Source organism: Moorena sp. SIO4G3 (genome assembly GCF_010692305.1).
Lineage (GTDB): Bacteria > Cyanobacteriota > Cyanobacteriia > Cyanobacteriales > Coleofasciculaceae > Moorena > Moorena producens_A.
In genome coordinates, this window is the sequence record NZ_JAAHIG010000020.1 from 1 (window position 1) to 25569 (window position 25569).

Genomic DNA, 25569 nt, shown 5'->3' on the forward strand with positions numbered 1-25569 from the left:
ATCTCTTAATGGGGTGGGTTTTCACCACCATCCAACAGACAGTTAGAATTTTTGGGATTTTAACCCCGCGATTCCCTGAGTTATACCCCTCCTTTCTCAGGAGGCTCCTACTCAGAACAAGCCGCACTCTGCGATTGGATGAGCCTTTCTTTTTTCGAGAAACTCGACGCTGATAAAACTTGAGACGTTTTTCTCCTATTCTGTAAAAACGAGGATTTGATTCAGTCTTTCCAGCGGAATCAGTGTAAAAATCTTTTAGCCCAACATCCAAGCCGATAGCTGTTCCAGTTGGCTCTAGTTCCTCTTTGATATCAACTGAAACACAGAACTGGACATAGTACCCATCAGCCCGGTGAACTATACGAACTCGCTTTATTTGCTTTTTATCAAAGCGCCACAAATCCCAGGTACCCTTGAGTTTTAGCTTTCCGATACCCTTTTCATCACTAAACGTGATCGACTTCTTATCAGGGGATAATTTCCATCCAGACTGTTTATACTCCACTGATCTGCAGTTTTTCTGGAATTTTGGAAAACCCTTTTTGCCAGGCACTTTCTTTTTGCAGTTATCAAAAAAGCGAACAATTGATGACCATGCCCTCTCAGCGCTAGATTGCCGAGCAGTAGAGTTCAAATCGTTGGCAAAAGGAAAGTTTTTGGCGAGAACAGCACTGTATTTGTTGAGGTCAAATTTGTTAACCCCTTTGTTGTCCATCCAGTATCTTAGACAGCTATTACGGATGAACTGAACTGTCCGGATAGCCTCGTCTATAGCGGAGTATTGATGCTTTTTACCTTTTGCCTTGAACTCCAAAATGATCACCAATTTCGACCTTAACTGTTCTCTACTTTATTCTACAACATCCAGACTAAGATTACAGATTTTATTTCAATATTTTTTTTCACGGCGGCTCAAGCCGTTAAGTAGCCTAAATCCCCGGTTTAAAAACACGGGGTTTTGGCTTGGGGAGTTCCATAAAGAATTTTTACAAGATGGGCGTCGAGCCGCATCTGGACAGGTTGAGTATAGGATATCTTACTATGACTGAAAACATCATACCGTTTGCTCGAGATCAAAACTCCCTTTTCCTCGGAGTTCTCAGCCTTTATGCTTTATCGGCTTTCATAAAATCGAAATTTATACAATTGCATAAAAATTTGCACAAAAAAACGGGTTAACCCGCTATACAATTGGTCAACCCGTGAGCTTGGGAACGCCTAAATGGACTACTTTTGTAGAACCAACTTAACGTTGGCATTGTTTAGGCCACGCTGCTTGACTTCTGCCAAGGTCTTGTTAACGGCATACTTCTGGTTGATGGAGTTGATCAACTCGGTTTGGTTGTGCTTCTTAGCTACACCCCAAAGGTCAGCAATCAGGTCAAAGGTGCCATCGCTGTTGCGAGACCAACCGAGATCATATTCACCTTCGAGAACGGCAACCAAGTCAGCGCGAACCCGCTGACCATTGTAGCCGCGAACATCAGCTTCTGTCTTAACAGTGATTCCCAGGTCACACAGGGAAGTTTTCAGGATTTCGGCATCGGAGATTTTAGTGCGCAGAGTGCTAAAGTGAGACATGTGGATTTCCTCCAGAAAAGGTATCAGAGAAACGACAACGTAGCGTTTTACTTTTATGGCTAGCCGCCCTCAACAATAATTACAAGCGGCTACTTATCAAACTGCTAGCAATTTTTTGCTAGCCTTTACTCCTGTTGGGAGCAGGAGAAAGCCTGTTAGAACTCCATACGCTGATATTCAGCTACGGAGGATGCAGCAGGTCGCGCGCGTTGCCTAGCCCAGTCCCTCAGGGCTGCAACCTGCTCTGTCATCGTGCGCGATAGAGGTTGAGTTGATTTAATCGCGGCAATAATATCCAGTTGAGTAAACTCCCGGTCTTGAGCAAATGCCTCATACATCGCTGCCACCATGGCTTGCTCAATCTCAGCCCCAGAAAAACCATCAGAAACTTTAGCTAACTGTTCAATATCAAAGCGGTCAATATCTCCACGCCGCTTTTTCAGGTGAATTTCAAATATTTGCTGGCGTTCTTGGGTGTTGGGTAAATCAACAAAAAATATCTCATCAAAACGACCTTTGCGTAGGAATTCTCCTGGTAGGCGCTCCACTCGGTTTGCTGTCGCCATCACAAAGACTGGTGAGGTTTTTTCTTGCATCCAGGTCAGGAAAGAACCAAAGATTCGACTTGAAGTACCCCCATCAGAGTCAGAAGAACCGCTGCTACCAGCAAACGACTTATCAAGCTCATCTATGAAGAGAATAGCTGGAGAGATTGATTCTGCCGTCTTCAAAGCATTGCGCAGGTTGGCTTCCGAGCGCCCTACCATCGAGCCATCGTATACCCGCCCCATATCCAGGCGCAATAGTGGCAGACCCCATAAACGAGACGTAGTTTTGGCAATCAGAGATTTACCACAGCCAGGAACCCCTAGAATCAACATTCCCTTCGGTTGAGGCAAACCATATTCTCTCGCCCTCTCTGTAAAGGCATTAGAGCGCTGCTTCAGCCAACGCTTCAGTTCCTCTAACCCTCCTATAGAATCGAGGGTTTCATCTTCTTCGATATACTCTAGGATCCCGTTGCGGCGGATGATCTGCTTCTTCTCGGATAGAACAATATCGACTTCAGCTTCAGTAAGACGACCAGCTTTAACGTAGGCTTTGCGATAAACTTTCTCTGCTTCATCCCGGGTCAAGCCTAATGCTGCTTTGAGCAGCTTTTCCCTAGTTTCTGTAGTCGTTCGACGAGTTTTACTCTGATCCAGTTGGTGGGATAGGACTTGGTTAAGTTCCTTAAGGTTTGGTAGGGGAAAGTCAAGGACAACCACTTCCTTTTCCAACTCAATAGGAATCTGCTGCACCGGGGACATTACGATGATAGACTTTTTAAGAGACTTCTTAGCTTCCTCTCTAAAGCTTGCCATCGCATCCCGCAACCATCGGGTAGTTGCTGGTGCATCTATAAAGGGATGTAAATCCTTAAAGATGTATATACCAGGTTCTTTTTGTTGAATTACCCACTGAACTGCTGCCTCAGGAGAGACCGTATTGTGCTGAGTGGTGTGGCGTGATTGACCATACTCAACAATCCCGTGAGTGACGGTCCAAACGAAGACTCGTTGCTGTTGAGACTTCTTTTGAGCAATCATTGCTATTGCCCTCTCTGCCCGCTCCTCCTCGGGAGTCACGAGGTAGATTAGGGGATATTGAGCTTGAATGAGAACCTTTATCTCTTCTTGCATAACTCTACCTAATATTAGAGACGGCTTACAACTGCCCAAACATCTTCAACTGAACCACTGAGCTAACTAAGTCGGCTCTGGGAGTAGACTAATTTGTCTACCTTAACTTTGGCTACCTTAACAAGGAACCAATTCCTCTTCTCCGTGAGAATCGGTAATGGAGCATACTTTAGCTGTTACCTTTTCTACTGGGAGTTCTTCCGATATCACACCAGGTTGGTTTTTCAGAGCAACTAATTTTCCCTCTGAGATAACCAAGTCACTAGAACACTCAGGACAGGGGTATACTTTATGGGTTTGTCCATATTGGTCTACCTCTTCAACCACATCTTGGTGTTCTATGTAGAATACAATCGCCCTCTCAACCATAGCTGACATTGATTCAGAATCAACAGCCGCTTTAATTTTGAGCCGGCGGTGCAATCCTGGTGGAAGATAAAGAGTAACTTTTTGCTTGTCTTGCATATATTTTTTATATCGTTGTACCCGGGTATGTATTTAACCTTATCGGTTTCCTCTCTAGCTGTCAAGACATTAAGCTGGTATGACCGCATAATTGTTACATTACTTAATAATCTGACGGAAGGAAGATGGTTATCTAATGGATAAGGAATAGCATAAGGCGCGCCTGTAGTTAGCAACGGATGCAGCACTATCAAAGGGAGCGATTGTGAAGCGAAAGACTTTCTCGACGGGGCTGGAGAGCGATGCAGCAAGGGAACAGGGGGGGTTTCCCCCACTCGCGCTTTGCATGGCTGACAGGTGTGGACGCTTGCCTGGGCACACAGAACCCAAACCATCAGCAACTGCATCCAGAGGCGTGCACCTTGAGGTGCGACCCTAGGGCGCGAGCAATCCCTCGCACCCTAGGAGGCGCGCACTAAGAGCTAATTTAATTTGACGACTGTAAGCGCACCTAACAACAGCTGTTATGGGTAGGTTTTTTGCTAAGGATGGAAAGGATGCTTTTATTACAGGTAATGAAGCGGAGTAATGACGCGGAAATGATCTAATTATGAACTATATAGCCACAATATAAACGCGCTTAAGCTAATTAATAACAGCTAAAAGTATCATAAATAACGATTAAGGACTAACGACTAAGGCATTACCTTCAATCCTCCACGACATATCAGTTGTCCAGTGGTCAGGGTCAGTTCTTGAAGCTCCACCTCTGGTCCTAAATTTATTAGAAACCCATCTAAACTAAGAGGGGGGGCATCAGGGTCTATCTGAACTTGCAAGGGGTTCAGTTCCAGTTGGTTGGGGGTAGCTAGTTGGATACCAGCACGAATTACTATCAGCTTGGTACCAACATCATGATTAGTATAAATGCCTCTTAATGTCAGCTGTCCTATATTGATATTAATCTTTTCCCAGCGTATTTGTGGCGTTTTTGGGTCGTTACCGGGTTGAATGATATCATCTGATTTAAGGAATGTATATAACAACTCCGTCAAAGCGTTAGATAACAAGGGTGCTTCAAGAGATGATTGCAGGTCTGGTTCTAGGAGTAATAGCTGACCCACTACGGGAACTGGTTCTAAAAGACGTACGGGTTTACGCTTAATTATCTGACCCAGGTTGAGTCTAATATTACTGCCTTCGAGCTGAATTTGGCTTAGATGCAGTCCTTGATAAACTGCTTGGTTGGCAGCAAGGGCAACCTGAGGAATGTAACCAGTCAGGATTTGGCGATCGCATCCCACAATGTTTAGTTGCAATGTAGCAACTTCCTCTACTTGCGATCGCAGCCACAGCCGTAGCGCTGGGGAAATAACTTTGCTGATAATCTGGCTTGGCTTTTGCTTCGAGCTTTTCGGAGTTTTAACCAAAAGAACACCTTCTTGTACTATTTGTACATAGTATTTTGAAGTGGTTGTCTAATGGAAATCAACTCCTGGGCACACTATAAGCATAAGGCAAACTAAATTCAGCATCACCATAGTCCAGAAGACAAAGCTCAAGCCAAATGTTGGGTCATGGAGGAAAGAGTACAAAAAATTCTTTCACAGTGGGGTATTGCGTCACGGCGTCGAGCCGAGAAGATGATAGCCGCAGGACAAGTGCGCCTCAATGGTACGACTGTACATTTGGGGCAGAAAGCTGATCCAGAAACAGATGTAATCGAAGTGGATGGCAAACCGATAAACCCCTATCACCGACCTCAATCTATCTACCTTTTACTGAACAAGCCTGCTGGAGTAGTTTCCACTTGCCGAGATTCCCAGAATCGTCCGACAGTAATTGACTTATTACCGGATAAACTAACCAAGGGTCAGGGGATTCATCCTGTAGGAAGGCTGGATGCGGATTCTACAGGTGCATTACTACTGACCAATGATGGTGAGCTAACATTTCGCCTGACCCATCCTAGTCATCACATACCTAAGACGTATCAGGTTTGGGTACGGGGTAATCCCCCAGAATCGGTACTGCAAACTTGGCGTGAAGGTGTTAATCTGCTGGGTAAAAAAACGTTACCCGCTAAAGTCCGTGTACTTAAGCGTAAGGGTCAATCCACACTTTTGGAGGTAGTCTTAACGGAAGGTAGAAACCGACAGATCCGTCGTGTTGCTCAACTGCTAAGCTATCCAGTGATTCATCTACATCGTACTGCTATTGGCCCGATTAAATTAAATCTACCAGGAGAGCCAATTCTTCCTTGTGGTGAATACCGTGCCTTGAATGATGTAGAGGTGAGTTTTCTTACCAGTAAATCCACCATTGTTCAGTAAAAATGCCAGCAGATGTCGAGGAGTACCGTGTATGAATGAAAACAAAGTCCCGTTGCAGCAACAACAACAGAAGAAGCTGGAAGAAATGGGTTCATACCTGTGTCAGTTACGCACTCAACAGTGTAAAACCATCCAGGAAATTGCCGCTTGCACCCGAATTAATGCACGATTTTTGAGGGCAATAGAGCAAGGCAAGCTAGACCAATTACCAGAACCTGTGTATGTTCAAGGGTTTATCAAGCACTTTGGGGATGCACTAGGCTTAAATGGAGACGAGTTTGCCAAGGCTTTTCCCACTGGGGTAACTGTAAAAAGGTCAAAACTTTCCTGGGGTAACAGTAGGGTTCCTCAACTGCGACCGTTTCATCTTTATTTGTTCTACATTTGCTTGGTTATTGGTTCAGTGAGTGGCTTATCTGTCCTAATCAACCCTTATAAGCCACAAATAACTGATAAGGAACCAAACTCGTCTCCAGCTCAATTGTTACCGACACCCGGTAATTTAGATCAAACTAACTCGCAAACGCAGTTAGCCTTAACCAAGGTGTCTCCAGATAAGCCAGTTCAGGTCGATATCACTCTCAAAGGTAGATCTTGGCTTCTGATCGTGGCAGATGGCAAGAAAAAATATGAAGGCATCCTAGAAGAAGGAGCGCACCAGACTTGGGTTGCTAACGAAAAACTATTTGTTAAAGCTGGCGATGCTGGGAATGTAATCGTTGAGTTCAATAACCAACAGGCAAAGCAGATGGGGGCTCCTGGTGCAGTACAAGCATTAACTTTTGCTGCTAAACCTAGACCCTCTCTTCAGTAGTCAAGCTTTCTATGGGAAAAGCATTAAATTCATCAATCTTAAACATTCAAAAAGCAGATAATTGGGGGCAACAACCTATAAATGTTACTAAAAAAATAACAACTTACTTATAGCATTTAAAATTCCAAATAGATGCATGAAAACCAATGCTGATTTACCATAAAACGCTCACAAGTGTAGGCTCTCTTTCCTAATGTCACCTGTTACCTTGGTTAATCAATTAAATTTGAAGATATCAAAGTCAAATGCTATAGCAACGACTTAACTTATATAAAGTCCAGTTAATCCCTTGTATAGAATAGAATTGTTTAGGATTGTGAGTTTAGGATTGTTAACTAATAATTAACATTTTTGTCAAAATATAAACAACCAATAATGAACTTAATAGGATTAATTGTTAAAACTATTCCAATACAATATAACTAGGCTTGCTAGTCATAACTGGGAGCACGATCGTAAGTGTGAGTGAGGATTTTGAGGCGATTAGCCAATTCTTCACTCAACGCATTCGGTCGATAGCGCCATTGCCAGTTACCTTCCACGGTACTGGGAAAGTTCATTCGAGCATCTGTGTCCAGACCTAAAATATCTTGCACAGGAATAATCGCTTGGTTGGCAATACTACTGAGCGCTAATCGGATTAAATCCCAATGGATGCCTTCTTGGCTGACTGATCCGGAGTAATTCATTATAATCTGCTTATCTTCACCAGAGAGTTTTTTAAACCAACCCACTGTTGTGTCATTATCATGGGTACCGGTGTAAACCACACAGTTGTGGACATAGTTAAAGGGTAAGTAAGGGTTACTTGATCCCCCACTAAAGGCAAACTGTAAAATTCTCATACCAGGAAACTGGAAGCGTGAGCGTAATGCTTCTACTTCTGGAGTGATGATCCCTAAATCTTCGGCAATAATTGGCAAATTGCCCAACTTGTCTTGGAGTACTTCAAAAAATTCTTTTCCTGGTGCCTTAACCCATTCTCCAGTGATGGCAGTTGTTTCTCCTTGCTTGACTTGCCAGTAGGCCTCAAATCCCCGGAAATGGTCAATCCGCACAATGTCTACATACTCCAAGATAGTTTGGAAGCGTTGTATCCACCATTGGAAGTTATCTGCCTGTAACTGTTCCCAGTTGTAAACTGGATTACCCCACAACTGACCTGTGGCACTGAAATAGTCCGGAGGCACCCCAGCCATGAGTGTGGGTTCGCCAGTTTCGTGATCAATGGCAAAGATTTCCCGATCAGCCCAGACATCAGCACTATCGTGAGCCACATAAATTGGAATATCACCAATAATCTGGATCTGGTGATGGTTGGCGTACTGTTTGAGAGCTGACCACTGGCAGAAAAACTCAAACTGTAGGTATTTGTAGAAATAAATTTCATGCTGCAATTTCTGCCGCCAATACTCAACTGCTTTGGGTTGAGCCATAGCAATGTCTCGTTCCCAAGTATGCCAGCTACTCTGGTCAAACGCATCATGAACAGCCATAAATAAAGCATAGTCTTCCAACCAGCTGGCTTTTGCTTGACAAAATTCTGTAAATTTCTGGTGCTGTTGGGGTGAGGCGTTGCCACGGAAGCGATCACAAGCTTGGTACAACAGGGGCATCTTGGTTTGAATTACCTGATCATAATCCACTGAGTCGAGGGGAAACTCTGGCAGATTGGCAAAGTCTTCATCCTTGAGCAGTCCCTGCTTTTGCAATTGTTCTGGGCTAATGAGTAGGGGATTGCCTGCCATGGCTGAGTAAGAACCATAGGGAGAGTTCCCATACCCAATCGGACCAAGGGGCAAGATTTGCCAGTATTGTTGGGCGCTTTCTGCCAAAAAGTCAATGAATTGATAAGCCTGTAAACCTAAGTCACCAATACCAAAGGGACTGGGTAGGGATGTCGGATGGAGCAAAAGACCACTAGATCTCGGAAAAGGCATAAAAAAGCAATCAACAATAATAGTAAGTAAGCCTTACCAAAAAAATTTGGGTTTAAAGCCCCGTCCTTTTAGGACGGCTTTAAGCTATAATTTATGGTAGCGGTAAAGCGCATATATAAAAAGCGTAGTCGGTCTAGCGGACAGCTTCTGATCCGGAACCCTGGTAGCAAAAATCCTAAATCTTGTACAAATTTGGAAGCTGTAATAAGAGAATTTAAAAATCTCTGCCGGTGCGCTTTGTGTAGGCGAATTAAATTTCCCACGGGTCGCACCGGTTGAAACGCCGCCGGGCAGACTGTGTATGCAATAGTCGGGCAAGTTCATTTTTGCCAAAAGGTTGACATTACTTACGCGCTAGAGTATTAGTAAAATATGGGTACAGGCTGAAAATCCGTTCGCGTAGCGTGGCCTTTGGCCTTGGCGCAACCGGGAGAGAGACCCGCCACTGCAAGGGCGTTAAAGTAGAAATGCCCGGAGGGTAGGGAAAGTCCTCCTTTCTTGATGCAGTCGCTCATGGGGGAAACCCCCTGTTCCCTTGCTGCATCGCTAAAAACCCAACCATCAACTAACAATTGGTGTGTGAACCCAGCAAGATAACACTTTGAGAAAACAACGGTACGGCGGGGTTAGAAGTTACCGTAAGAAGAGTGGAGCCTTTATAGTTAGTCGGCTATGAGTAAAAAGTTTTAACCTTTTTGATTAAGGCGACCCTCTGATAAGGTTTCGTCTCCGGCACGCCGAAACCAAGTGAAACAGGGAAGCAACGGACTTCATAAGGCACTTCTCAAAAAGTAGCTGAACGCTATCGCGAGACTAGCCCGCTGGGTATGCACGCGAACTGAACTAGAATCTTAGTCTTGACGGGATTTCGGTTTAGGTATTGCCATTCGGACGCGGAGGTTTAAGGCCGGTCGTAGATCTAGGAATCCCCGTCACAAAGCGAGCGGGGAGTGTCAACACCGTAGCATGGGTCAAAAAGGTTTAAGGGTTAAGGGTTGTTCGTGTAGCGTGGCCCAAAGGCCAAGGCCAAGGTTGTTCGCCCCGTATTCGGTTTAGGGTAGGTTATAGGTTGAAGGGGTGACAAGCTACTTGTCACCCCTTCAGGTCAACATCCACCGTGAGGGATCAATTACGAGTGGCACAGCGGCAACAACAACGTATCTTCTATTTCTTTGCGCACCGTCAGACTCAGCTGACAATTACTATTAAGGCACTCTACTAGCAAGTGATTAGCACGGCTATACTGCTCTAACCAATCTTGGGATGTCTTGGTCAAATCCCATTGGTTACCCATATTACGATGCTCAATCATCAAGGCTCTTAATTGTGATACCCATTCCGAACCATGACTTTGCCACCATTCTTGAATACTATCTCGGTCGTCATCATCTAGGTCAGGTAGCTGATTTTTAAGCTTCTCTAGATAGTCTCCGATAGACTCAATCCCAGTCAGGTGATTCAAATCAAGGGCAAGGTAAAGAGCACTGAGTCGGTCGTAAACTAGTTCTGGTGTCATAGCTTGGGCAACAGCTAAAGCATGATCTAAAGCTAAATCTAGGGCAAGTTCACTACCCAACTCCCCTCCTAGTCTGTGATCAATAGCCAAAGCTAAGGCTTGATTCCGGGAAAGAGGATGGCTAGGAGGGAGGGCAAGGGTCATGTAAAATGCACGCACTGCTGCTGGCTTGTAGGGAGTATAGATCTCGAGGGATTTGATCTCGATCCAGTTCAAGAACTTTGTCAAGTTATCATCTAAAGCCATAGCGCTTGGTGTCAGTTTGACTGAGTCAAGCACCATTTCTGAACAGACTAACCGATTAATCTGTTGCTTGATCAGCAACAATAGCTGATCAGCATCTGGCAACATTTGTGCTGTGAGTAAAAATACTTCCCGCCAACGTTTCTCCTGTAGGTGTTCGACTAGCTGTGACAAAGACATCCCAGTGCCGATCACAATCGCTCTGGCGGTAAAATACTCTTGAAATGTCAGATGGGAGAATGAGTAGATTCGTCGTGCCCGCTCTACTAATAGTCCATGCTGCACCTCGATAGATTTGAGTACTGCTAAGCTATCTAATTCTAGAGCTGCCTGGTTGCTTTGAGTTGCTGGTAATTTCCGTAAATAATCAGCAATTAATTGTTGCAGCCGAATTTCTTCAAAGAAATACTCCCCTTGCTCAAAGGTGATAACTGCTAATTGAGAAAGTAATTCTAGCTTGTGGGGCAAGGATAAATTACGATAAATATCATCTCGCTTAACACCCCGGGCTTCATCCCAGCGAATCAGCAGTAAATCTAGTCCTTGCTGGTAAAGATCAGAACGTTTAACAGGAAAGTCTGCTTTGGTTTGAAACACCAGACAGGCTAGATTCAGCAAGACTGGTGTTGTTGCTAGTTCTCTAATTTGCTGATTTTCTGGCAGCTTCATCTGCTCGATAAACAGAGATGCTTTCTCCAAACCTGATTCTGGGTCATTCCTTGCTACCGCCACAAACCACTTTTTAGCAAAATATTGAATTTGTGCTGGTTTGAAGTCAGCAATCTCAACCTCAGTAAACCCCCGAAATCGATACTGTTGAGCTGCAATGCGACATGTGATGATCAGCTGATTTTTGTAATACTTTTCTGAAATCTTGCGGATTTGTTGAATAACTTGATTACTGGCAGTTTCCGGGACTTCATCCAAGCCATCCATTAAGATCAAGGCTCTGCCATAACTGAGGAGAGTTTCAATATCTTGTTCTGAAATACCACAACTTTGAAACTCTTGATTAATGTAGTTAAATAGGCTGAAACTACATTCGACCATAGCATCCTCGGCAAAGTTTTTCAATCGAATCAAAATCGGAACCCGATCCGATTGAAAATTTCCTTGATTGCACTGAATAGCCAGATATTGCAAAAAGGTGGTTTTCCCAGAGCCAGGTTTACCTAGCACCATCATTTTAGGATAGCGTTCTACCGCTTGCAGTCCTGGTATGCTTTCCCGGCGCACTTTCCCTATACCCAAGCGGTCAAATTCTTCCGCTGGGAAGCCTTGCAAATCGTCAATTTCCAACCATCGTTGACTAGTGATTTCTTCGAGAATATTCACATCTACGTAGATGTGATCTAAACTCACCGGTCGAGCAATATCTAATAGGCGTAGAGTGCCACACTGATTTTGAATTTTCTCATGGTAGTGCGATCGCACTTTGGTGACGATTGCATCAACTCTACTTTTGTCCTCAGCTGCTTTTTTTTCTGCATCTATCTGAGCATCTTCTGGTATTGCGACAATCTCTTCCATCTCCAAATCCAGATGAAAGCAGATTTCGCTAAAAACGCGGCGGTCAACGGGTTTACCGGCAAAAAACTTCCAAATCGGTTGGCGAGTTTCTATGCCGATTTCACCCGCAAAATATTCTTGTGTCCATCCCTTGCGTTCAAAAGCCTGTTTGGCTTTTCTGATGCCGTCTGGAGATGCCTGGAGAGATCGCTTTGCCATAGCTCAAGCTTAATTTACTGAAAAATCTTTCGACACTCACCTATAGACTTCCCTAAAAATAGGTCAAGAGCCACAGGTCATGAAAAATCTTTCGACACTCACCTATAGATTTCCCTAAAAATAGGTCAAGAACCACAAGGAACGGATCACAATGGTAAATTTTTGATCAGACGGGGTAATGGGGTGATGGGGTAATGGGGTGATGACGTGATGGGGTCAGAAGTATATAGAAATCCTCAATCATTTATACAAAAAAAACCATGGTAAAATTTTTCCTTCTGTTCCTCCACTTCCGGTCTGAGGTTCCTCTCCCCCTCTTCTGGTGTTTCACAACTCAAATCGGATTGCTATATTTTCTTCTATCCCACTCTCAAGGGTCCGACCGTTGATTGTTATCGGACAAACGATGACGTTAAACTTCAGGTAAGAGGATATTCATTTTGCCTGCAAGCTTTTTTGCTTTTCACCCTCTCCCATTTCTGCTTAGTAATTGGTATACATCAACTCAAACACAACAAAAACGCAATCGCAAACATCCAAACTTCATCCTGAAACTATAGCATCAATTCAGTAATTTTCCGTACACTTTAGGCGTTAGGGGAAGAGGACTGTGAACCATAACTAACGGTATGATAACGACCGTAATTGATTACTGACTTGGTGTCATAGTAAGCCTTATTTCTAGATCTCAATCAACTTAACTCTACTTATGAACCATCGTTATTGGAGAACCTTTATCGAAGCAGCTGCTGTCACTACCTGCCTGATGTTTGTCAATGGTATTCCCCCAATGACTGAAAATTTTATCTTTGGAACCCTTATGAATAATAAGTTTTTCCAGAATTATAAGGATGGCGTTAAAGAAGTAGTTGCTCAACAATCTACTTACCCCTTGAATAGTTTATCACTATCATTCTTAGGGAGCGTAGACAACTTACCTGAAACCTTATGGCATGTCAAGTTTCACCAATTAACAGCATCAACGGTGACGGAGGAATATTTCATTGATTCTGCCTTAAGCTTAGGGAGTTTTCAATGATGATATTCATAGGTTTATTAGACTATAAATATATCAGGAGTTAAAATGTTACAAGTGTGTCTACAGCAATCCTGGCCCCAGGATAAACCAATTAGCAAAATTGTATTTCCTGCAATCTTACCAAGCAGCTTGGGAAATTTTGCCACCTTATGCTTGATGCTATCCCCACAGGAAATTCAGTATTATCTATTCAGCAAGCCCCACAGTCAATTTATCTTCATCAATTCGCCTCATCCCATGCTACTATGGGTTACTGTACTTCAGTCTACAGAAAACGACTCTCGGTTACTCCCTTGCTATCTAGACTTGAAAACCTCGAAAGTTCAGACCATTACTCGTTGTTTAGCAGATAAAGGCTTCTATCGACTACTTTTGTTTTCCTCTGAAGAACCACAACGCTGTAACCAGGTAATAACCGTAACACTTACACCCCAACAATGCCAGATGTTACAAGAGTCTGCTAATACTGGTCAAGCCTCACAACCTATAGCTCAACCCATAGTCAGCAGACGCATACTAAAGATCAAATTTGAACAACTCAAATCCCAAGTGTTGAATAAATGGGATTCTCTGGACAGGTTTAATTCCCGAACCCAGGCAGAACTTGCTCATTCCATTTCCTAGTTCCCAGCTTCTTCTAACCTTAGGTAGTATTATATCATTGCTAGTATGATCTAATAGGTGTTTGAATACTTATAATTCTGGTAAGCTGACTGATTAGTCATTAGTTATTCGGTACAGATCACAAATAAATTACTAATGACTAATTAAAATTTATTCACGATCGAGATTTTCCTAATTGTTCACAATTGGCAAGAACTCCTTTCTCTGTGATGAATATTCCCAGGCAATTCCGTCTGGATCTTTACTTTTACTCCATTGTGAAAAGTCAGCATCAGATTTACGTTTACCAACTGTGCTGGCATGAACATTCAGTCGCTTCGCTAATTCGGCTTGGATCAGAGGTTGATCAACTTTCTTATCCTGCTTCTTTTTGACCGAGTTTTTTTGATCACCTGAAGCATCAGCAGTAAAGGCAGCTAGTTTTGAGGCAACAGATTCTTGTGATCTTGGAGTTTCTAGCAATTTTGGGATGTCTCTGCTAGAGAACTCATCTTTTTGGAGCTGTAGTTCCAAAGACGGGCTTGCTTGACTGGTGTTGGATTCACTCTCAGGCTCCAAGGAGGATTCACTCTCAAGCTCGAAGGATGGTTCACTCTCATCAAAGATACTACCGAGAGCGCTAGCGGTCAGAAAGTAATAAACAGTGCCTTTGTCATCATAGGTTTGACTCTGAGCTCCAAACTCCTGTGCCTTTTTGTCTAAATACTGTTTGGCTCTGTCTCTGCTTCTTGAGAGTGGGCAAACTTGAACTTTGTGCTTCGTAGGCACTTCTCCTTGGATTCCTCTGGCTATTCTTCCAGGGGTAGCCCACAGAGTAATTCTTGCTTACAGAACAGGTCAACGGACACGCCTCTCCACCACTCCTTAAATCACAATAACTACCTAGCCTTGGAGCTTTTGCTTGGTCGTAAGAATCGTTCCTATCTCTTAGCAAGTAATTGTACTGGGATCGCAGCATGTCAAGCCACTTATTCATAGTGACTTCTTGTTGTCGGCTTGGCTTTAACTTGTAGACGTATCCTAGTTGCATCTGTTCGACCTTTTTTTTGTGCTAGTCTAATTATAGACCCCTTAAATTAAAGTGTCAAGGAAATGTCCAAGCAAATTAGAAGAAAAGTGGGAAGACCAAGACTCCACGAGGAGGCCAAAAAGAGCTACAGTATTAAGGCTACCGAAACTGGCTGGCAGGGATTAAAGCGCTTAGCTGCTTGTTCAGGATTGAGTCTGTCTGAATATTTAGAATTCCTGGGAAGGACTGGTACTCTGCCTAATTGAGGGAAAATTCATCCCCAGAGACGAAACCTTAGGATAGTGGAGCCTTAATCAAAAAGTTTTAACCCTTTTATGAATAGCCGACTAACCATAAAGGCTCCACTATCCTTACGGTAACTTTAAGACCTAAGAGGACGGGGTATTCTTTTCCCTGGCCGTAGGCCACGCTACGCGAACAAACTCCCTTACTGATAATTAGCAAAGCATTTCTCAATTAGTTGAAGGACTTTCGTTCTGGGTTAATGGGAGTCTGGAATAGGGAATAGGACACAAATCCTGTGTACCTCATTACTATGATAAATGCTATAAATCCTGTTGATGGTTAACTGTAAACAGTTGACTGTTATGTTTTCGTTGATACTAGTTCTGGTTTCCACACATAACTGTCATAAAAGTTTACAATTACTAATGTTGAAGGATTGGAGCCACGGTGTATAAATGAAGATGTAAATCCGGGTAAAGGCTCTAATTTACTAGGTTTGCGTAACGTACAACACCATTGAGCTGAGGATTCAGCTGCTATACGCAAACAAAATTGTTAACTTTTTTAAATCAAACTACACATAGCAAATGGAGCTTACTGAATTTATAGAACGTTCTATTGGACGTTGGCGATCGCAACGCAGCGGTCATCACTTAGCGTTTAGTCACTTTGAGGAAATACGCTCAACTATTGATATCGTTGCCCTTGAGGCTGATGACTCAGCTGTGATTGACATTTGCAAACTATACGATATTGATCCCACAACTGCCTTGCATCCCTTTCGCATGAGTTGGGAAGGTGAATCAGATTGGGATGAAGACGACATCCAGTCTGGAAGTTGCGTTCTAGTCCCTATCCCCGATCCTGAACACCCCGATCGGGGAAAACTCCTCAGAGAGCAAGGCTATGCGGAGACAATTGCAGCAGTGGGCAACTATCACCTGACTGAAGATGGTACCTTCACTTTGTTAACGGAGTATGACCGAGCAGCTGCTGAAGAACGGATTTGGTTTGCCACACCAAATCTACGTTTTCGGGTGTCCTTGATTAAAACCAGTTCTGGTCAAGGGGTGACTACAGCCTCGTTTTCTTCAGAAATCCGTGACCTATCCCAATCGAGCTGAAAGTTATCAGCTTGAACAGTTAATGCGATAATCTAGTTTTTTTTAAATCTTTTTTAACCCTAGGTTTTCAATAGATTAATACACCAATGTTGTCTAGTACTACCGATAAAACTACCAGTAATTTAATGACTCTAGCTAGTTGGATGGCTGGAGATTTTAGTAACCAAAAACAAGCGATTGATAATCCTCAGCTTTACGCTCACATTCATGTTTTCTTTCGCCCCTTACCCTTTGATTTTTTTTCCGGTATTGGTTTCTACTCTGAGCAAGCCTATGACTATGATCTATGGAGTCCCTACCGTCAGGGAGTCCATCGCCTGATTGATAAAGGTGATCATACTTATATAGAAAATTACAGCCTTAACGATCCAGTTCTTTATGCGGGGGCAGCGCGAGAGCTAGATATTCTCAAAACCATCACCCCTGATGCTATAGAACGTCGCTACAACTGTTCAATGATTTTCTGGCGAGAGGGTGACATGTTTCGCGGCAATGTAGAACCCGGTTGCCAGTGTTTCATCGAACGTAATGGGCGTAAAACCTATCTGGTCAGTGATGTGGAACTGACTGAAAGGACTTGGATAAGCCTAGATCAGGGTATGGATGTCAATACTCATGAGCACGTATGGGGATCAGCAGCTGGTCATTTACGATTTGAGAAACGGCAAAGTTTTGCTGACGAATTACCTAATTTGTAGCGCGGATGTATAGTGCCTAGTTATCAGCAATAAGGGATTGGCTTGTAACACAAATACCAACAAACAAATACTAACAAATACTAAGTCAATTAGGGTAGGTAAAGTCGTCTAATCTAGACTACTCAAAATAACCATTTTTTTATGAAAGGGATTATTAGGTATGCCTAAAACCTAAAACCTAAAACCTAAAACCTATAGGGTTCCTAAATGAATTGTGAGGATTTTTGTTACTACTCCCTACTCCCTACTCCCTACTCCCTTTGTTATAAAACCACTACCATAAAATCTTAATTAGCAATAATAGAGTTGAGGATGATTTGTGTACAGCTAATGCTACCGCCAAGAGCTCAAAAAAAGATGCAGTGCTGGATTAGGAGCAGACATTTAATCTGCTCGGGTCACTTTTTTATCTTTGAGACGGTAGAATATACAACGGTTGAACGATTCTCCGAATGTGTCGAGAGTCTCGGAGGAAGTGTAATATCGGTTAAACCCATTAAAAAAATTTGGATTGGCTCCCATCGCCAAGTTATTTTGTATCAAGCTAAAGCGAGTTTACATACACCTCATCATGATCTAAAACAATACTGGATAAAATACGGGAGCTTCCGCACCAGATTTGATGAACGTTCGTGAAAAATCCCCCCACTGAACCAGTTTATAGCTAAGCATTCAGCCGTCAGTGGTCAGTAGTCAGTAGTCAGTGGTCAGTGGTCAGCCTTTGGCACCTCAAGTAGCGAGGCAGCGCCTTCATGCGGGGGTTTCCCCCATGAGCGACTGCATCAAGACAGCGTGCGCGTAGCGCATAAGCTGATAGCTGATAGCTGATAGCTGATAGCTTAATGCTTACCAATTAGTTAGTTGAGGTATTTTCGTCGTGGGTTAATTGGAGTAGGGAGTAATGAATGATAATATATCACAGTTAGGTACATCCAATTATTAAGTTTTGTATATAACTGCCGAGTCGGTTAACCGACTCCAGTGTGATCGACTGGTGACCTGGTGACGAATATTACAGATTATTACTTTGTTGTTAATAAATGAGACTGCGGTCCCCATTATCCGCTAATCATAATAATCAGCTGGTCAAATTTGATAAATGACAAGCAAGATAGCAAACTAGTTAAGTACCTTTAATTTTAAGGAGATCTCAATGCTTGACGTTTTTTCCAGAGCTGTAGTTACAGCAGATAGCAAAACCGCATGTCTCGGTGCTGCAGACCTGACTGCTCTCAAAGGCTTTGTTGCTGATGGTAATAAGCGCCTTGATGCTGTAAACGGTATCGCTAGCGAAGCCAGCTGCATCGTTTCCGACGCTGTTTCCGGAATGATTTGCGAAAACACTGGTTTGATTCAAGCTGGTGGTAACTGCTACCCCAACCGCCGCATGGCTGCTTGCTTGCGTGATGGTGAAATCATCCTCCGCTACGTGAGCTATGCCATCTTGGCTGGTGATGCTTCTGTCCTGAGCGACCGCTGCCTGAATGGTCTCAAGGAAACCTACAGCGCTCTGGGTGTACCCACCACCTCCGCAGCTCGTGCTGTTGGAATCATGAAAGCTGCTGCAGTTGCTTTCGTTACCAACACCGCTAGCCAGCGTAAGTTTGACCTCACTTCCGGGGATTGTGCCTCCTTAGCTGCTGAAACTGCTGGTTACTTCGATGCAGTAGTTGCTGCTATCAGCTAGTCTTTCCCTTCTGCCTAAGATAACCAAGCTCCTGCCAAAGTGAGCTGGGGAAGCCAAAAGCTAAGTCTAATCTTTGTCAAAACCCATTCAGGAGATATATAAAAATGAAATCAGTTATAAGCACAGTTGTTACTGCTGCAGATGCTGCAGGTCGTTTCCCTAGCAGTTCTGACCTTGAGTCTGTTCAAGGTAGCCTGCAACGGGCTGCTGCTCGTATGGAAGCTGCTGAAAAGCTAGCAGCAAACATTGATGTATTAACCAAAGAAGCTGGTGATGCTTGCTATAAGAAGTATCCTTACCTGAAAGAAGCTGGTGAAGCTGGGGATTCTCAAGCCAAAGTTGACAAGTGCTACCGGGATCTCGGTCACTACCTACGCTTGATCAACTACTGCTTAGTTGTTGGTGGTACTGGTCCTCTAGATGAGTGGGGTATTGCTGGTCAGCGTGAAGTTTACCGTTCTTTGAACCTACCTACCGGTCCCTATATCGCAGCTCTTGAGCACACTCGTAATCGCGGTTGTGCTCCTCGTGACATGTCTGCTCAAGCTTTGGGTGAGTACAAAACTTACCTTGACTATGTAATCAACTCCCTGTCCTAAGGAGATCACGGTGAAAATCCGTCCCTGATTGACTAACATTTCGATCAGCACCTGGGGACTCTTAGTACGTTGCTTTGCCTGGATTGGTTGAGTACCGTCAGAGAGTCCCCTGATTGTTTTGGGGGGTAATGATGTCAAAGTCCCCCAGAATTGGGGGATTTAGGGGGCAAAACTAACTAAACTTCGTAAGTCCTATTGTTAATTGCTAAATAACTACTAAATAACTACTAAATCACTGATGGATAAACGTTTTGCCAATATATTTAATTTGACCGAAGATCAAGCGATCGCACTTTTAAAGACCCCCTTAGAGCAGCTGGAAGACCCATCTGATCGCTATCTGGCTGCATCCCATTTAATTAACTTTGACACGGAGCGGTCAATCAATGCCTTGATGGAAACGGTGCAAGAGCACAACTCAGAAATGTACCATCGTATCGCTCGACGCAAGGCAGTAGAAAGTTTAGGTCGTCTGAAAGCCTCTGTAGCCCTACCCATCATTCGCTCATGTCTAGGGGATGAGGATTGTTACACGGTGGAAAATGCTGTCTGGGCAATTGGGGAAATTGGCACTCAAGATCCCGAAATTCTCGAAGAAATTGCCCAGCTACTGGAGAAGCCAGGTCAGACTTATCGGGTGATTATCCAAACTCTGGGCGCACTGGACTATAAACCAGCCCTTGAGAAGATTAAGACATTTACTAAATCCGATAATGAACCGATAGCCAGTGCTGCGATCGCAACGGTTTGTCGGTTCACAGGGGATACCACCGAGATGCACAAAGTGATGGCATTCCTGCAACACTCTAGTGTCAATGCCCGACGAGCCTGTATTCAAGACCTGATTGATGCCCGATACTACCAAGGAATTCCTAAAATTGGGACCTGTCCCATTTCCATGGTCTTTCGAATACGAGGAATTCGCCTCTTGGCAGAGGCTGGGTTGCCAACCGGTAATATCACCTTTGAGGAGATCGAACCATCACTCGATCAAGTGATTCGTGATCATCCTGATCACCTAGAGCTGGTTCATGAATATGACCAAATGCCCAGTTTAGAATTCTTGATTAACGAGCTATACCATACAGATTTTGGGCGGTGTTATCTAGGCAGTAAAACTCTGCTGAAGTTATCCCCAGATGCTGTTGCTGACGCCCTACTTGCTACCTATGCTGACAAAGCCCATAACGATTATGGTGCTCACTACCATGTTGTAAAACTCTTAGGCTGGCTCAAATACACCGATGCCTACGATTTGATAGTGGAAGCCCTACACAATAAAGCACCCCAGTTTCAGAAATCCCGTGCTGCTGCTGCCATTGCCTTGGGGAATTTAGGGGATGAACGGGCAATTCCCTTACTCAAAGACAGCCTCAATACCAAGATTTTTAACTTGAAATATGCCAGTTTAATCGCATTAGAGCAGTTAGGGGATACCAGTGCTCAAGATCTGGCAGCTAATGATTCAGATTGGTTGATTCGGTCGAAAGCAGTTACTAAAGCAGTGACTAGTCATTAGCCATTAGGATTAGTGATTAGTCACCTTGAAAAAGCGTCTTTAGTGTGCTAAGGACTAATCATGCTCTGGTAATTGCTAATTGGGATCGCCTATCACACGCTTTGCAGCCAGGATAATATAGAGAATTATCACCGCCATAGTCTAGGCCAGATCATGACTGAGACAGTACCTCGAGTCAAATTACCTCCTCCCTTCCCTGACCACACCCAGCTACCGGAGTCAGATGGAACATTTGTGAAAAACTTTCAAGAGCATCCCCAAAGCATAATTCTAACGGATTCGATTGGAGAGATATTACAACAGCGACATCCTGATGGACAATATGCCATTGGGCAAGACTGTGGTATCTACTGGCGAGAAACTGACCCACCTGAAAAAGGAGCCGAAGCACCTGATTGGTTCTATGTTCCCAATGTCCCTCCTCAGCTAGATGGTAAAATTCGTCGCTCCTATGTGGTGTGGCGGGAACATATAGCACCATTAATTGCTTTAGAATTCGCCAGTGGCAATGGCGAGGAAGAACGGGACAAAACCCCGTTATCCCTCTCGACTCAAGGAGAAGTAACTAAGCCAGGGAAGTTTTGGGTATATGAGCAAATTATCCGAATTCCCTACTATGGTATTTATCAAATAAACAACGGCTCTCTTGAGGTCTATACCTTGGTCAGTGGGTTTTATCAGAAATTAACCCCTAATGAACGAGGGCATTATTCTATTTCACCCTTGGGTGTAGAACTAGGCTTATGGCAAGGAAGTTATCAGAATCAAACTCAACTGTGGCTAAGGTGGTGGGATGAGGAAGGAAATCTGTTGCTGATTGGTGATGAACGAGCTGTACTAGAAAGGGAAAGAGCTGAACAAGAGCGACAACGTGCTGAACAAGAGCGACAACGTGCTGAACAAGCAGAGTCTATAGTGGAGCAGGAGCGCCAACGAACTCAAGCTGCTTTAGCAAGAGCGGCTCGGCTGGCTGAGCAGTTACGAGCAGCAGGTATTGACCCTGATCTTGACGATACTGTTTAGCATTGAACCAAACAGTTAAAAGTTTATTGATACAAAACTATACAATTAGACCGATAGACGGAAATTTTTGTAATGTTTTGTTGCTTTGTTTCTCATAAATGGGACTAGAGTGTCAAACAGCTTTTATCGTCTAAATTGGTTAGTCAATTGATGAACGACAAGACCAATAATTTTAAGTCCTTGTTATTGATAAGGAGATTTTAATGCTAGACGCTTTTTCAAAAGCCGTAGTTGCTGCCGATGCCAAAGGTGGATTTGTTGGCGGTGCTGATTTAGACGCTCTGAAGGGATTTGTTGCTGATGGCAACAAGCGCCTTGATGCTGTGAATTTTATCGCCAGCAATGCTAGCTGTATCGTTACTGATGCGGTTGCTGGTATCGTTTGCGAAAGCCCTGGTTTAACTGCTGCCGGTGGCGGTGTTTACACCAACCGCAAGATGGCTGCTTGTCTACGTGATGGCGAAATCGTTTTGCGTTATGTGTGCTACGCCGTTCTCAGCGGAGATAGTTCTGTACTGGCTGACCGCTGCTTGAATGGTCTGAAGGAAACCTACGCTGCTTTGGGCGTCCCCACTGGTAATACTTCCCGGGCTGTTGCCATCATGAAGGCTGCTGCTGTGGCTTTTGTTAGCAACACTGCATCTCAACGCAAAGAGTCTGTTACTAGCGGTGATTGTGCCTCTTTGGCTGCAGAAGTCGGTAGCTACTTCGATGCAGTCGGCAGTGCTATTAGCTAGTCTCCCTGCTCAGGAGAATTTGAATTACACTGACCTTTTGCCGAAATCAATTTTAAGACAGGAGATATCTTAATTATGAAATCAGTGTTAACCACTGTTGTTGCTTCCGCTGACCTAGGAGGTCGTTTTCCTAGCGCTTCTGATCTAGAATCAGTTCAAGGTAGCTTGCAACGTTCTGCTGCTCGTATGGAAGCTGCTGAAAAGTTGGCAGGTAACTACGACGCTGTAGCTCAAGAAGCTGTTGATGCTATCTATAAAAAGTTCCCCAACGGTAGTGGTCGGGACATCGATGCAGGTACTCAGAAAGAAAAGTGCAAGCGTGACATCGTTCACTACCTGCGTTTGATCAACTATTGCCTAGTTGTTGGTGGTACTGGTCCTCTGGATGAGTGGGGTATTGCTGGCGCTCGTGAAGTCTACAAAGCTTTAGGTATCGATGCCGCTACCTATGTTACTGGTTTGACCGTCCTCCGGGATCGTGGCTGCGCTCCTCGTGATATGTCTGCCCAAGCCTTGGTTGAATACCGGGGTTATCTTGATTATGTAATCAACTCCATGTCATAGGATTATTGCTATCCACTGTTTGTAGTGATTAGCTGCCTCTAGTACTTTCGACTGAAGGGGTATCTTGGCAAAGTGCTGTGCCTGAAACAGGTTCAGCACTTTGCTAAGAACCCCTTAGTTGTTGTTATTGAAGCTCCTGATACCAAGTGGCATTCAAAGAGAGTAGATGGCTTGGATAGGGAGATAGGGAGGTGGGGAGATGGGGAGATGGGGAGATGGGGAGATCGGCGGAAGAGAAAGTTGTACGTTTGACCGCAACTTGGTATGACTCCTCGATCAAGAATGTCTACTAATATTTTTTTACTGATATTTACGAATATCTACTAATGTCTACAGAAGAGTTATATCAACAATTAAAAAATAAAAATCCTAAACTCCGACAAAGAGCCATGCGGCAGATTGCAGCAGAGCGCACCGAGAATACTATTTCTGAGTTGATGGCAATTTTGGGTGATGAGGATGTGGTTTATCGGCGAGCAGCAGTGCAAACTCTAGGTGTGATTGGTCTTGATGCTGTACCGGTATTGGCAGAAACCTTAACAACTAGTGAAAATAACACAGTACGGGCTAGCTGTGCAAAAGCGCTGGCTTCGATCGCTCTTAATTACTCAGAAGAAACCTTCCCAACTGTGGGGTTGCAGAGTCTACAAACGGCCCTTAAAGACCCAGATCCCGTTGTCAAAATATCGACAGTTGGCGCACTGGGAACCATTGGTCCACCAGCTTTTGAAGCCCTAGTGGCTGCTTTGGAGATCGACGATATTGCACTTCAAGTTACTGTGCTACAGGCTCTAGGTTCCTTAGGGGATGAGAGAGCGATGGAAGTGCTATCTGCTGCCGCTGAGAATCAGGAAGCCGACCCCTATATCCGAGAATCAGCAGCTAGTTCGATATCACGCTTGGAACAGATTATCAACTTTGGTTCATCCAGGAAAGCATCTGGAGAATAATACCAGAATAATTAATAGAATTATTTGTTGTCATTAAAACCCAAAATTATCCCCAAAACTATCAACGAAGAAAGCCAGGGGACTTGACATAATTATTTATGCCTTCGGGCAATAGCTAAAACAATCTCCGGTTAAGCCTCTTGTTGAACTCTGTTTTGCCAATGGTTGCCCAACGCTTTAACTCAGAAATGTGTTTTTGTAAAGTGGCAATACGCTCCTCTTGCTCTTGATTATGCTGTTTCAAAGACTCATAACTCTCGGGAGCTTGATTAGCCGGAGATTGTTTTTCAGATAACTGACGCTCTAACTCAGCAATACGCTTCCCTTGCTCTTGAGTTTTCTGCTGTAGAAACTGATTACTTTCTACTTGTTGCGCCGCCTGAGATTGTTGCTCACCTAGCTGCTTCTGTAACTTCTTAACCAGATTAGATTGCTGTTGAGCCTGCTGTTGCAGAGCCTGGTTACTCTCTACCTGTTGTGTTGCTAGAGATTGTTGTTGAGCTAACTTCTGTTGTAAGTCTTCAATCACATTAGCTTGCTGTTGAGCTTGATGTTGTAAAGACTGATAGCTTTCCGTTTGTTCAGCAGTTTCAGATTTTTGGTCAGCTAGCTCCTTCTGTAATTTCTTAACCAGATTAGCTTGCTCTTGTGCCTGCTGTTGTAAAGACTGATAGCTTTCGGTCTGTTCAGCCGTTTCAGATTTTTGGTCAGCTAGCTGCTTCTGTAACTTTTTGACCAGATTAGATTGCTCTTGAGCCTGCTGTTGCAAAGACTGATAGCTTTCGGTCTGTTCAGCCGTTTCAGATTTTTGGTCAGCTAGCTGCTTCTGTAACTTTTTGACCAGATTAGATTGCTCTTGAGCCTGCTGTTGTAAAGACTGATAGCTTTCGGTCTGTTCAGCCGTTTCAGATTTTTGGTCAGCTAGCTGCTTCTGTAACTTTTTGACCAGATTAGATTGCTCTTTAGCCTGCTGTTGTAAAGACTGATAGCTTTCCGTTTGTTCAGCCGTTTCAGATTTTTGGTCAGCTAACTGCTTCTGTAACTTTTTAACCAGATTAGATTGCTCTTTAGCCTGCTGTTGTAAAGACTGATAGCTTTCCGTTTGTTCAGCCGTTTCAGATTTTTGTTGAGCTAACTTCTGTTGTAAGTCTTCAATCAAATTAGCTTGCTCTTTAGCCTGCTGTTGTAAAGACTGGTAATCTTCTTGGGATACACCAGAAGCACCAGGCTCAGAGACATCAGGTTGTAGCGGTTGCTCACCCTCTATAACTTTAATCTTGGTTGGAGATTTTGTGGCTCCATTGTTGGGGGATGTTTCGTTTGCCTGCGGTGGATTTTCCAGGGCGATGGTCATACTTGCCTGCTGGCATGCGATCGCAATATTACCTCTGGCGATACGCTCAATTAGTTCCGAGCGGGACAATCCAGTATTCTGAGCCATCTGAGTCAACAAGCCAATGCCTGTAGGGGTCAGGGATATCCCCACCTTGGACTTACCTTCTGAATAC

At 43.9% G+C, this 25569-nt stretch carries 26 protein-coding genes; 15 read left to right on the forward strand and 11 right to left on the reverse strand.

Annotated elements, in window-relative coordinates:
- The 5 genes from F6J99_RS05955 to F6J99_RS05975 all read right to left on the reverse strand — a co-directional run.
- Positions 1–823, reverse strand: an 823-nt coding sequence (locus F6J99_RS05955; RefSeq protein ID WP_293112129.1) for a transposase, incomplete at its 3' end; no start/stop codon positions are given.
- 404 nt (positions 824–1227) lie between these two features.
- The gene (locus tag F6J99_RS05960) at positions 1228–1581 is read right to left on the reverse strand and encodes a DUF1257 domain-containing protein (RefSeq protein WP_070394816.1); all 354 of its coding nucleotides are present in this window, start codon (positions 1579–1581) and stop codon (positions 1228–1230) included.
- A 155-nt stretch (positions 1582–1736) separates the two neighbouring features.
- Complete coding sequence (locus F6J99_RS05965) at positions 1737–3263, reverse strand: AAA family ATPase (RefSeq protein ID WP_293112130.1); 1527 nt, start codon at positions 3261–3263, stop codon at positions 1737–1739.
- A 117-nt stretch (positions 3264–3380) separates the two neighbouring features.
- Entirely contained in the window at positions 3381–3728 is a 348-nt protein-coding gene (locus tag F6J99_RS05970; RefSeq protein WP_070394818.1) for a hypothetical protein, read from the reverse strand.
- Positions 3729–4363: 635 nt separating this feature from the next.
- Complete coding sequence (locus tag F6J99_RS05975; protein WP_293112131.1) at positions 4364–5098, reverse strand: DUF2993 domain-containing protein; 735 nt, start codon at positions 5096–5098, stop codon at positions 4364–4366.
- Positions 5099–5245: 147 nt separating this feature from the next.
- Here F6J99_RS05975 and F6J99_RS05980 point away from each other — a divergent pair, with 147 nt between their 5' ends.
- Together F6J99_RS05980 and F6J99_RS05985 are read left to right on the forward strand one after the other, a co-directional pair.
- The gene (locus F6J99_RS05980; protein ID WP_365972706.1) at positions 5246–6001 is read left to right on the forward strand and encodes a pseudouridine synthase; all 756 of its coding nucleotides are present in this window, start codon (positions 5246–5248) and stop codon (positions 5999–6001) included.
- A 31-nt stretch (positions 6002–6032) separates the two neighbouring features.
- Entirely contained in the window at positions 6033–6815 is a 783-nt protein-coding gene (locus tag F6J99_RS05985) for a RodZ domain-containing protein (RefSeq protein ID WP_293112132.1), read from the forward strand.
- A gap of 431 nt (positions 6816–7246) precedes the next feature.
- Here the strand turns inward: F6J99_RS05985 and malQ are convergent, their stop codons facing one another.
- The 3 genes from malQ to F6J99_RS06000 all read right to left on the reverse strand — a co-directional run bounded on the left by malQ (position 7247) and on the right by F6J99_RS06000 (position 12242).
- Positions 7247–8755: a 4-alpha-glucanotransferase gene (gene malQ, locus F6J99_RS05990; RefSeq protein WP_293112133.1), complete on the reverse strand. Its 1509-nt coding sequence runs from the start codon at positions 8753–8755 to the stop codon at positions 7247–7249.
- 362 nt (positions 8756–9117) lie between these two features.
- Positions 9118–9270, reverse strand: coding sequence for a hypothetical protein (locus F6J99_RS05995; protein WP_293112134.1), 153 nt, complete (start codon positions 9268–9270; stop codon positions 9118–9120).
- Positions 9271–9884: 614 nt separating this feature from the next.
- On the reverse strand, positions 9885–12242 hold the full coding sequence (locus tag F6J99_RS06000; RefSeq protein ID WP_293112135.1) for an NACHT domain-containing NTPase: 2358 nt from the start codon (positions 12240–12242) through the stop codon (positions 9885–9887).
- A 709-nt stretch (positions 12243–12951) separates the two neighbouring features.
- Between F6J99_RS06000 and F6J99_RS06005 the strand changes: the two genes are divergently transcribed.
- Together F6J99_RS06005 and F6J99_RS06010 are read left to right on the forward strand one after the other, a co-directional pair.
- Entirely contained in the window at positions 12952–13281 is a 330-nt protein-coding gene (locus F6J99_RS06005) for a hypothetical protein (protein ID WP_070394825.1), read from the forward strand.
- 45 nt (positions 13282–13326) lie between these two features.
- On the forward strand, positions 13327–13905 hold the full coding sequence (locus F6J99_RS06010; protein ID WP_070394826.1) for a hypothetical protein: 579 nt from the start codon (positions 13327–13329) through the stop codon (positions 13903–13905).
- Between the two features lie 171 nt (positions 13906–14076).
- Here the strand turns inward: F6J99_RS06010 and F6J99_RS06015 are convergent, their stop codons facing one another.
- Entirely contained in the window at positions 14077–14673 is a 597-nt protein-coding gene (locus F6J99_RS06015) for a hypothetical protein (RefSeq protein ID WP_293112136.1), read from the reverse strand.
- Complete coding sequence (locus F6J99_RS06020) at positions 14561–14935, reverse strand: helix-turn-helix domain-containing protein (protein WP_293112137.1); 375 nt, start codon at positions 14933–14935, stop codon at positions 14561–14563. The genes F6J99_RS06015 and F6J99_RS06020 overlap by 113 nt, the downstream gene beginning before the upstream one ends.
- A gap of 62 nt (positions 14936–14997) precedes the next feature.
- Between F6J99_RS06020 and F6J99_RS06025 the strand changes: the two genes are divergently transcribed.
- The 11 genes from F6J99_RS06025 to F6J99_RS06075 all read left to right on the forward strand — a co-directional run bounded on the left by F6J99_RS06025 (position 14998) and on the right by F6J99_RS06075 (position 24061).
- Complete coding sequence (locus F6J99_RS06025; RefSeq protein ID WP_293112138.1) at positions 14998–15180, forward strand: hypothetical protein; 183 nt, start codon at positions 14998–15000, stop codon at positions 15178–15180.
- Positions 15181–15747: 567 nt separating this feature from the next.
- Entirely contained in the window at positions 15748–16284 is a 537-nt protein-coding gene (locus F6J99_RS06030) for a phycobiliprotein lyase (protein WP_293112139.1), read from the forward strand.
- An 86-nt stretch (positions 16285–16370) separates the two neighbouring features.
- The gene (locus F6J99_RS06035; protein ID WP_293112140.1) at positions 16371–16982 is read left to right on the forward strand and encodes a chromophore lyase CpcT/CpeT; all 612 of its coding nucleotides are present in this window, start codon (positions 16371–16373) and stop codon (positions 16980–16982) included.
- A 330-nt stretch (positions 16983–17312) separates the two neighbouring features.
- Positions 17313–17618, forward strand: coding sequence for a CpeR family transcriptional regulator (locus tag F6J99_RS06040; protein WP_293112141.1), 306 nt, complete (start codon positions 17313–17315; stop codon positions 17616–17618).
- Between the two features lie 517 nt (positions 17619–18135).
- Complete coding sequence (locus F6J99_RS06045) at positions 18136–18669, forward strand: bleomycin hydrolase (protein WP_293112142.1); 534 nt, start codon at positions 18136–18138, stop codon at positions 18667–18669.
- 104 nt (positions 18670–18773) lie between these two features.
- Positions 18774–19268 (forward strand): bleomycin hydrolase, encoded by a 495-nt coding sequence (locus tag F6J99_RS06050; protein ID WP_293112143.1) that lies wholly within the window; start codon positions 18774–18776, stop codon positions 19266–19268.
- Positions 19269–19506: 238 nt separating this feature from the next.
- Positions 19507–20787: a HEAT repeat domain-containing protein gene (locus tag F6J99_RS06055; protein ID WP_293112144.1), complete on the forward strand. Its 1281-nt coding sequence runs from the start codon at positions 19507–19509 to the stop codon at positions 20785–20787.
- Between the two features lie 153 nt (positions 20788–20940).
- A complete protein-coding gene (locus F6J99_RS06060) occupies positions 20941–21810 on the forward strand; it encodes a Uma2 family endonuclease (RefSeq protein WP_293112145.1) in 870 nt (289 codons plus the stop codon).
- A 203-nt stretch (positions 21811–22013) separates the two neighbouring features.
- Positions 22014–22547, forward strand: coding sequence for a phycocyanin subunit beta (locus tag F6J99_RS06065; RefSeq protein ID WP_293112146.1), 534 nt, complete (start codon positions 22014–22016; stop codon positions 22545–22547).
- 75 nt (positions 22548–22622) lie between these two features.
- Entirely contained in the window at positions 22623–23111 is a 489-nt protein-coding gene (locus F6J99_RS06070; protein ID WP_287248232.1) for a bleomycin hydrolase, read from the forward strand.
- A 326-nt stretch (positions 23112–23437) separates the two neighbouring features.
- Positions 23438–24061, forward strand: a complete 624-nt coding sequence (locus F6J99_RS06075; RefSeq protein ID WP_293112147.1) for a HEAT repeat domain-containing protein — start codon at positions 23438–23440, stop codon at positions 24059–24061.
- 115 nt (positions 24062–24176) lie between these two features.
- On the opposite strand, the gene F6J99_RS06080 is transcribed toward F6J99_RS06075, so the two are convergent.
- On the reverse strand, positions 24177–25569 hold a 1393-nt coding region (locus F6J99_RS06080; protein WP_293112148.1), incomplete at its 5' end, for a hypothetical protein.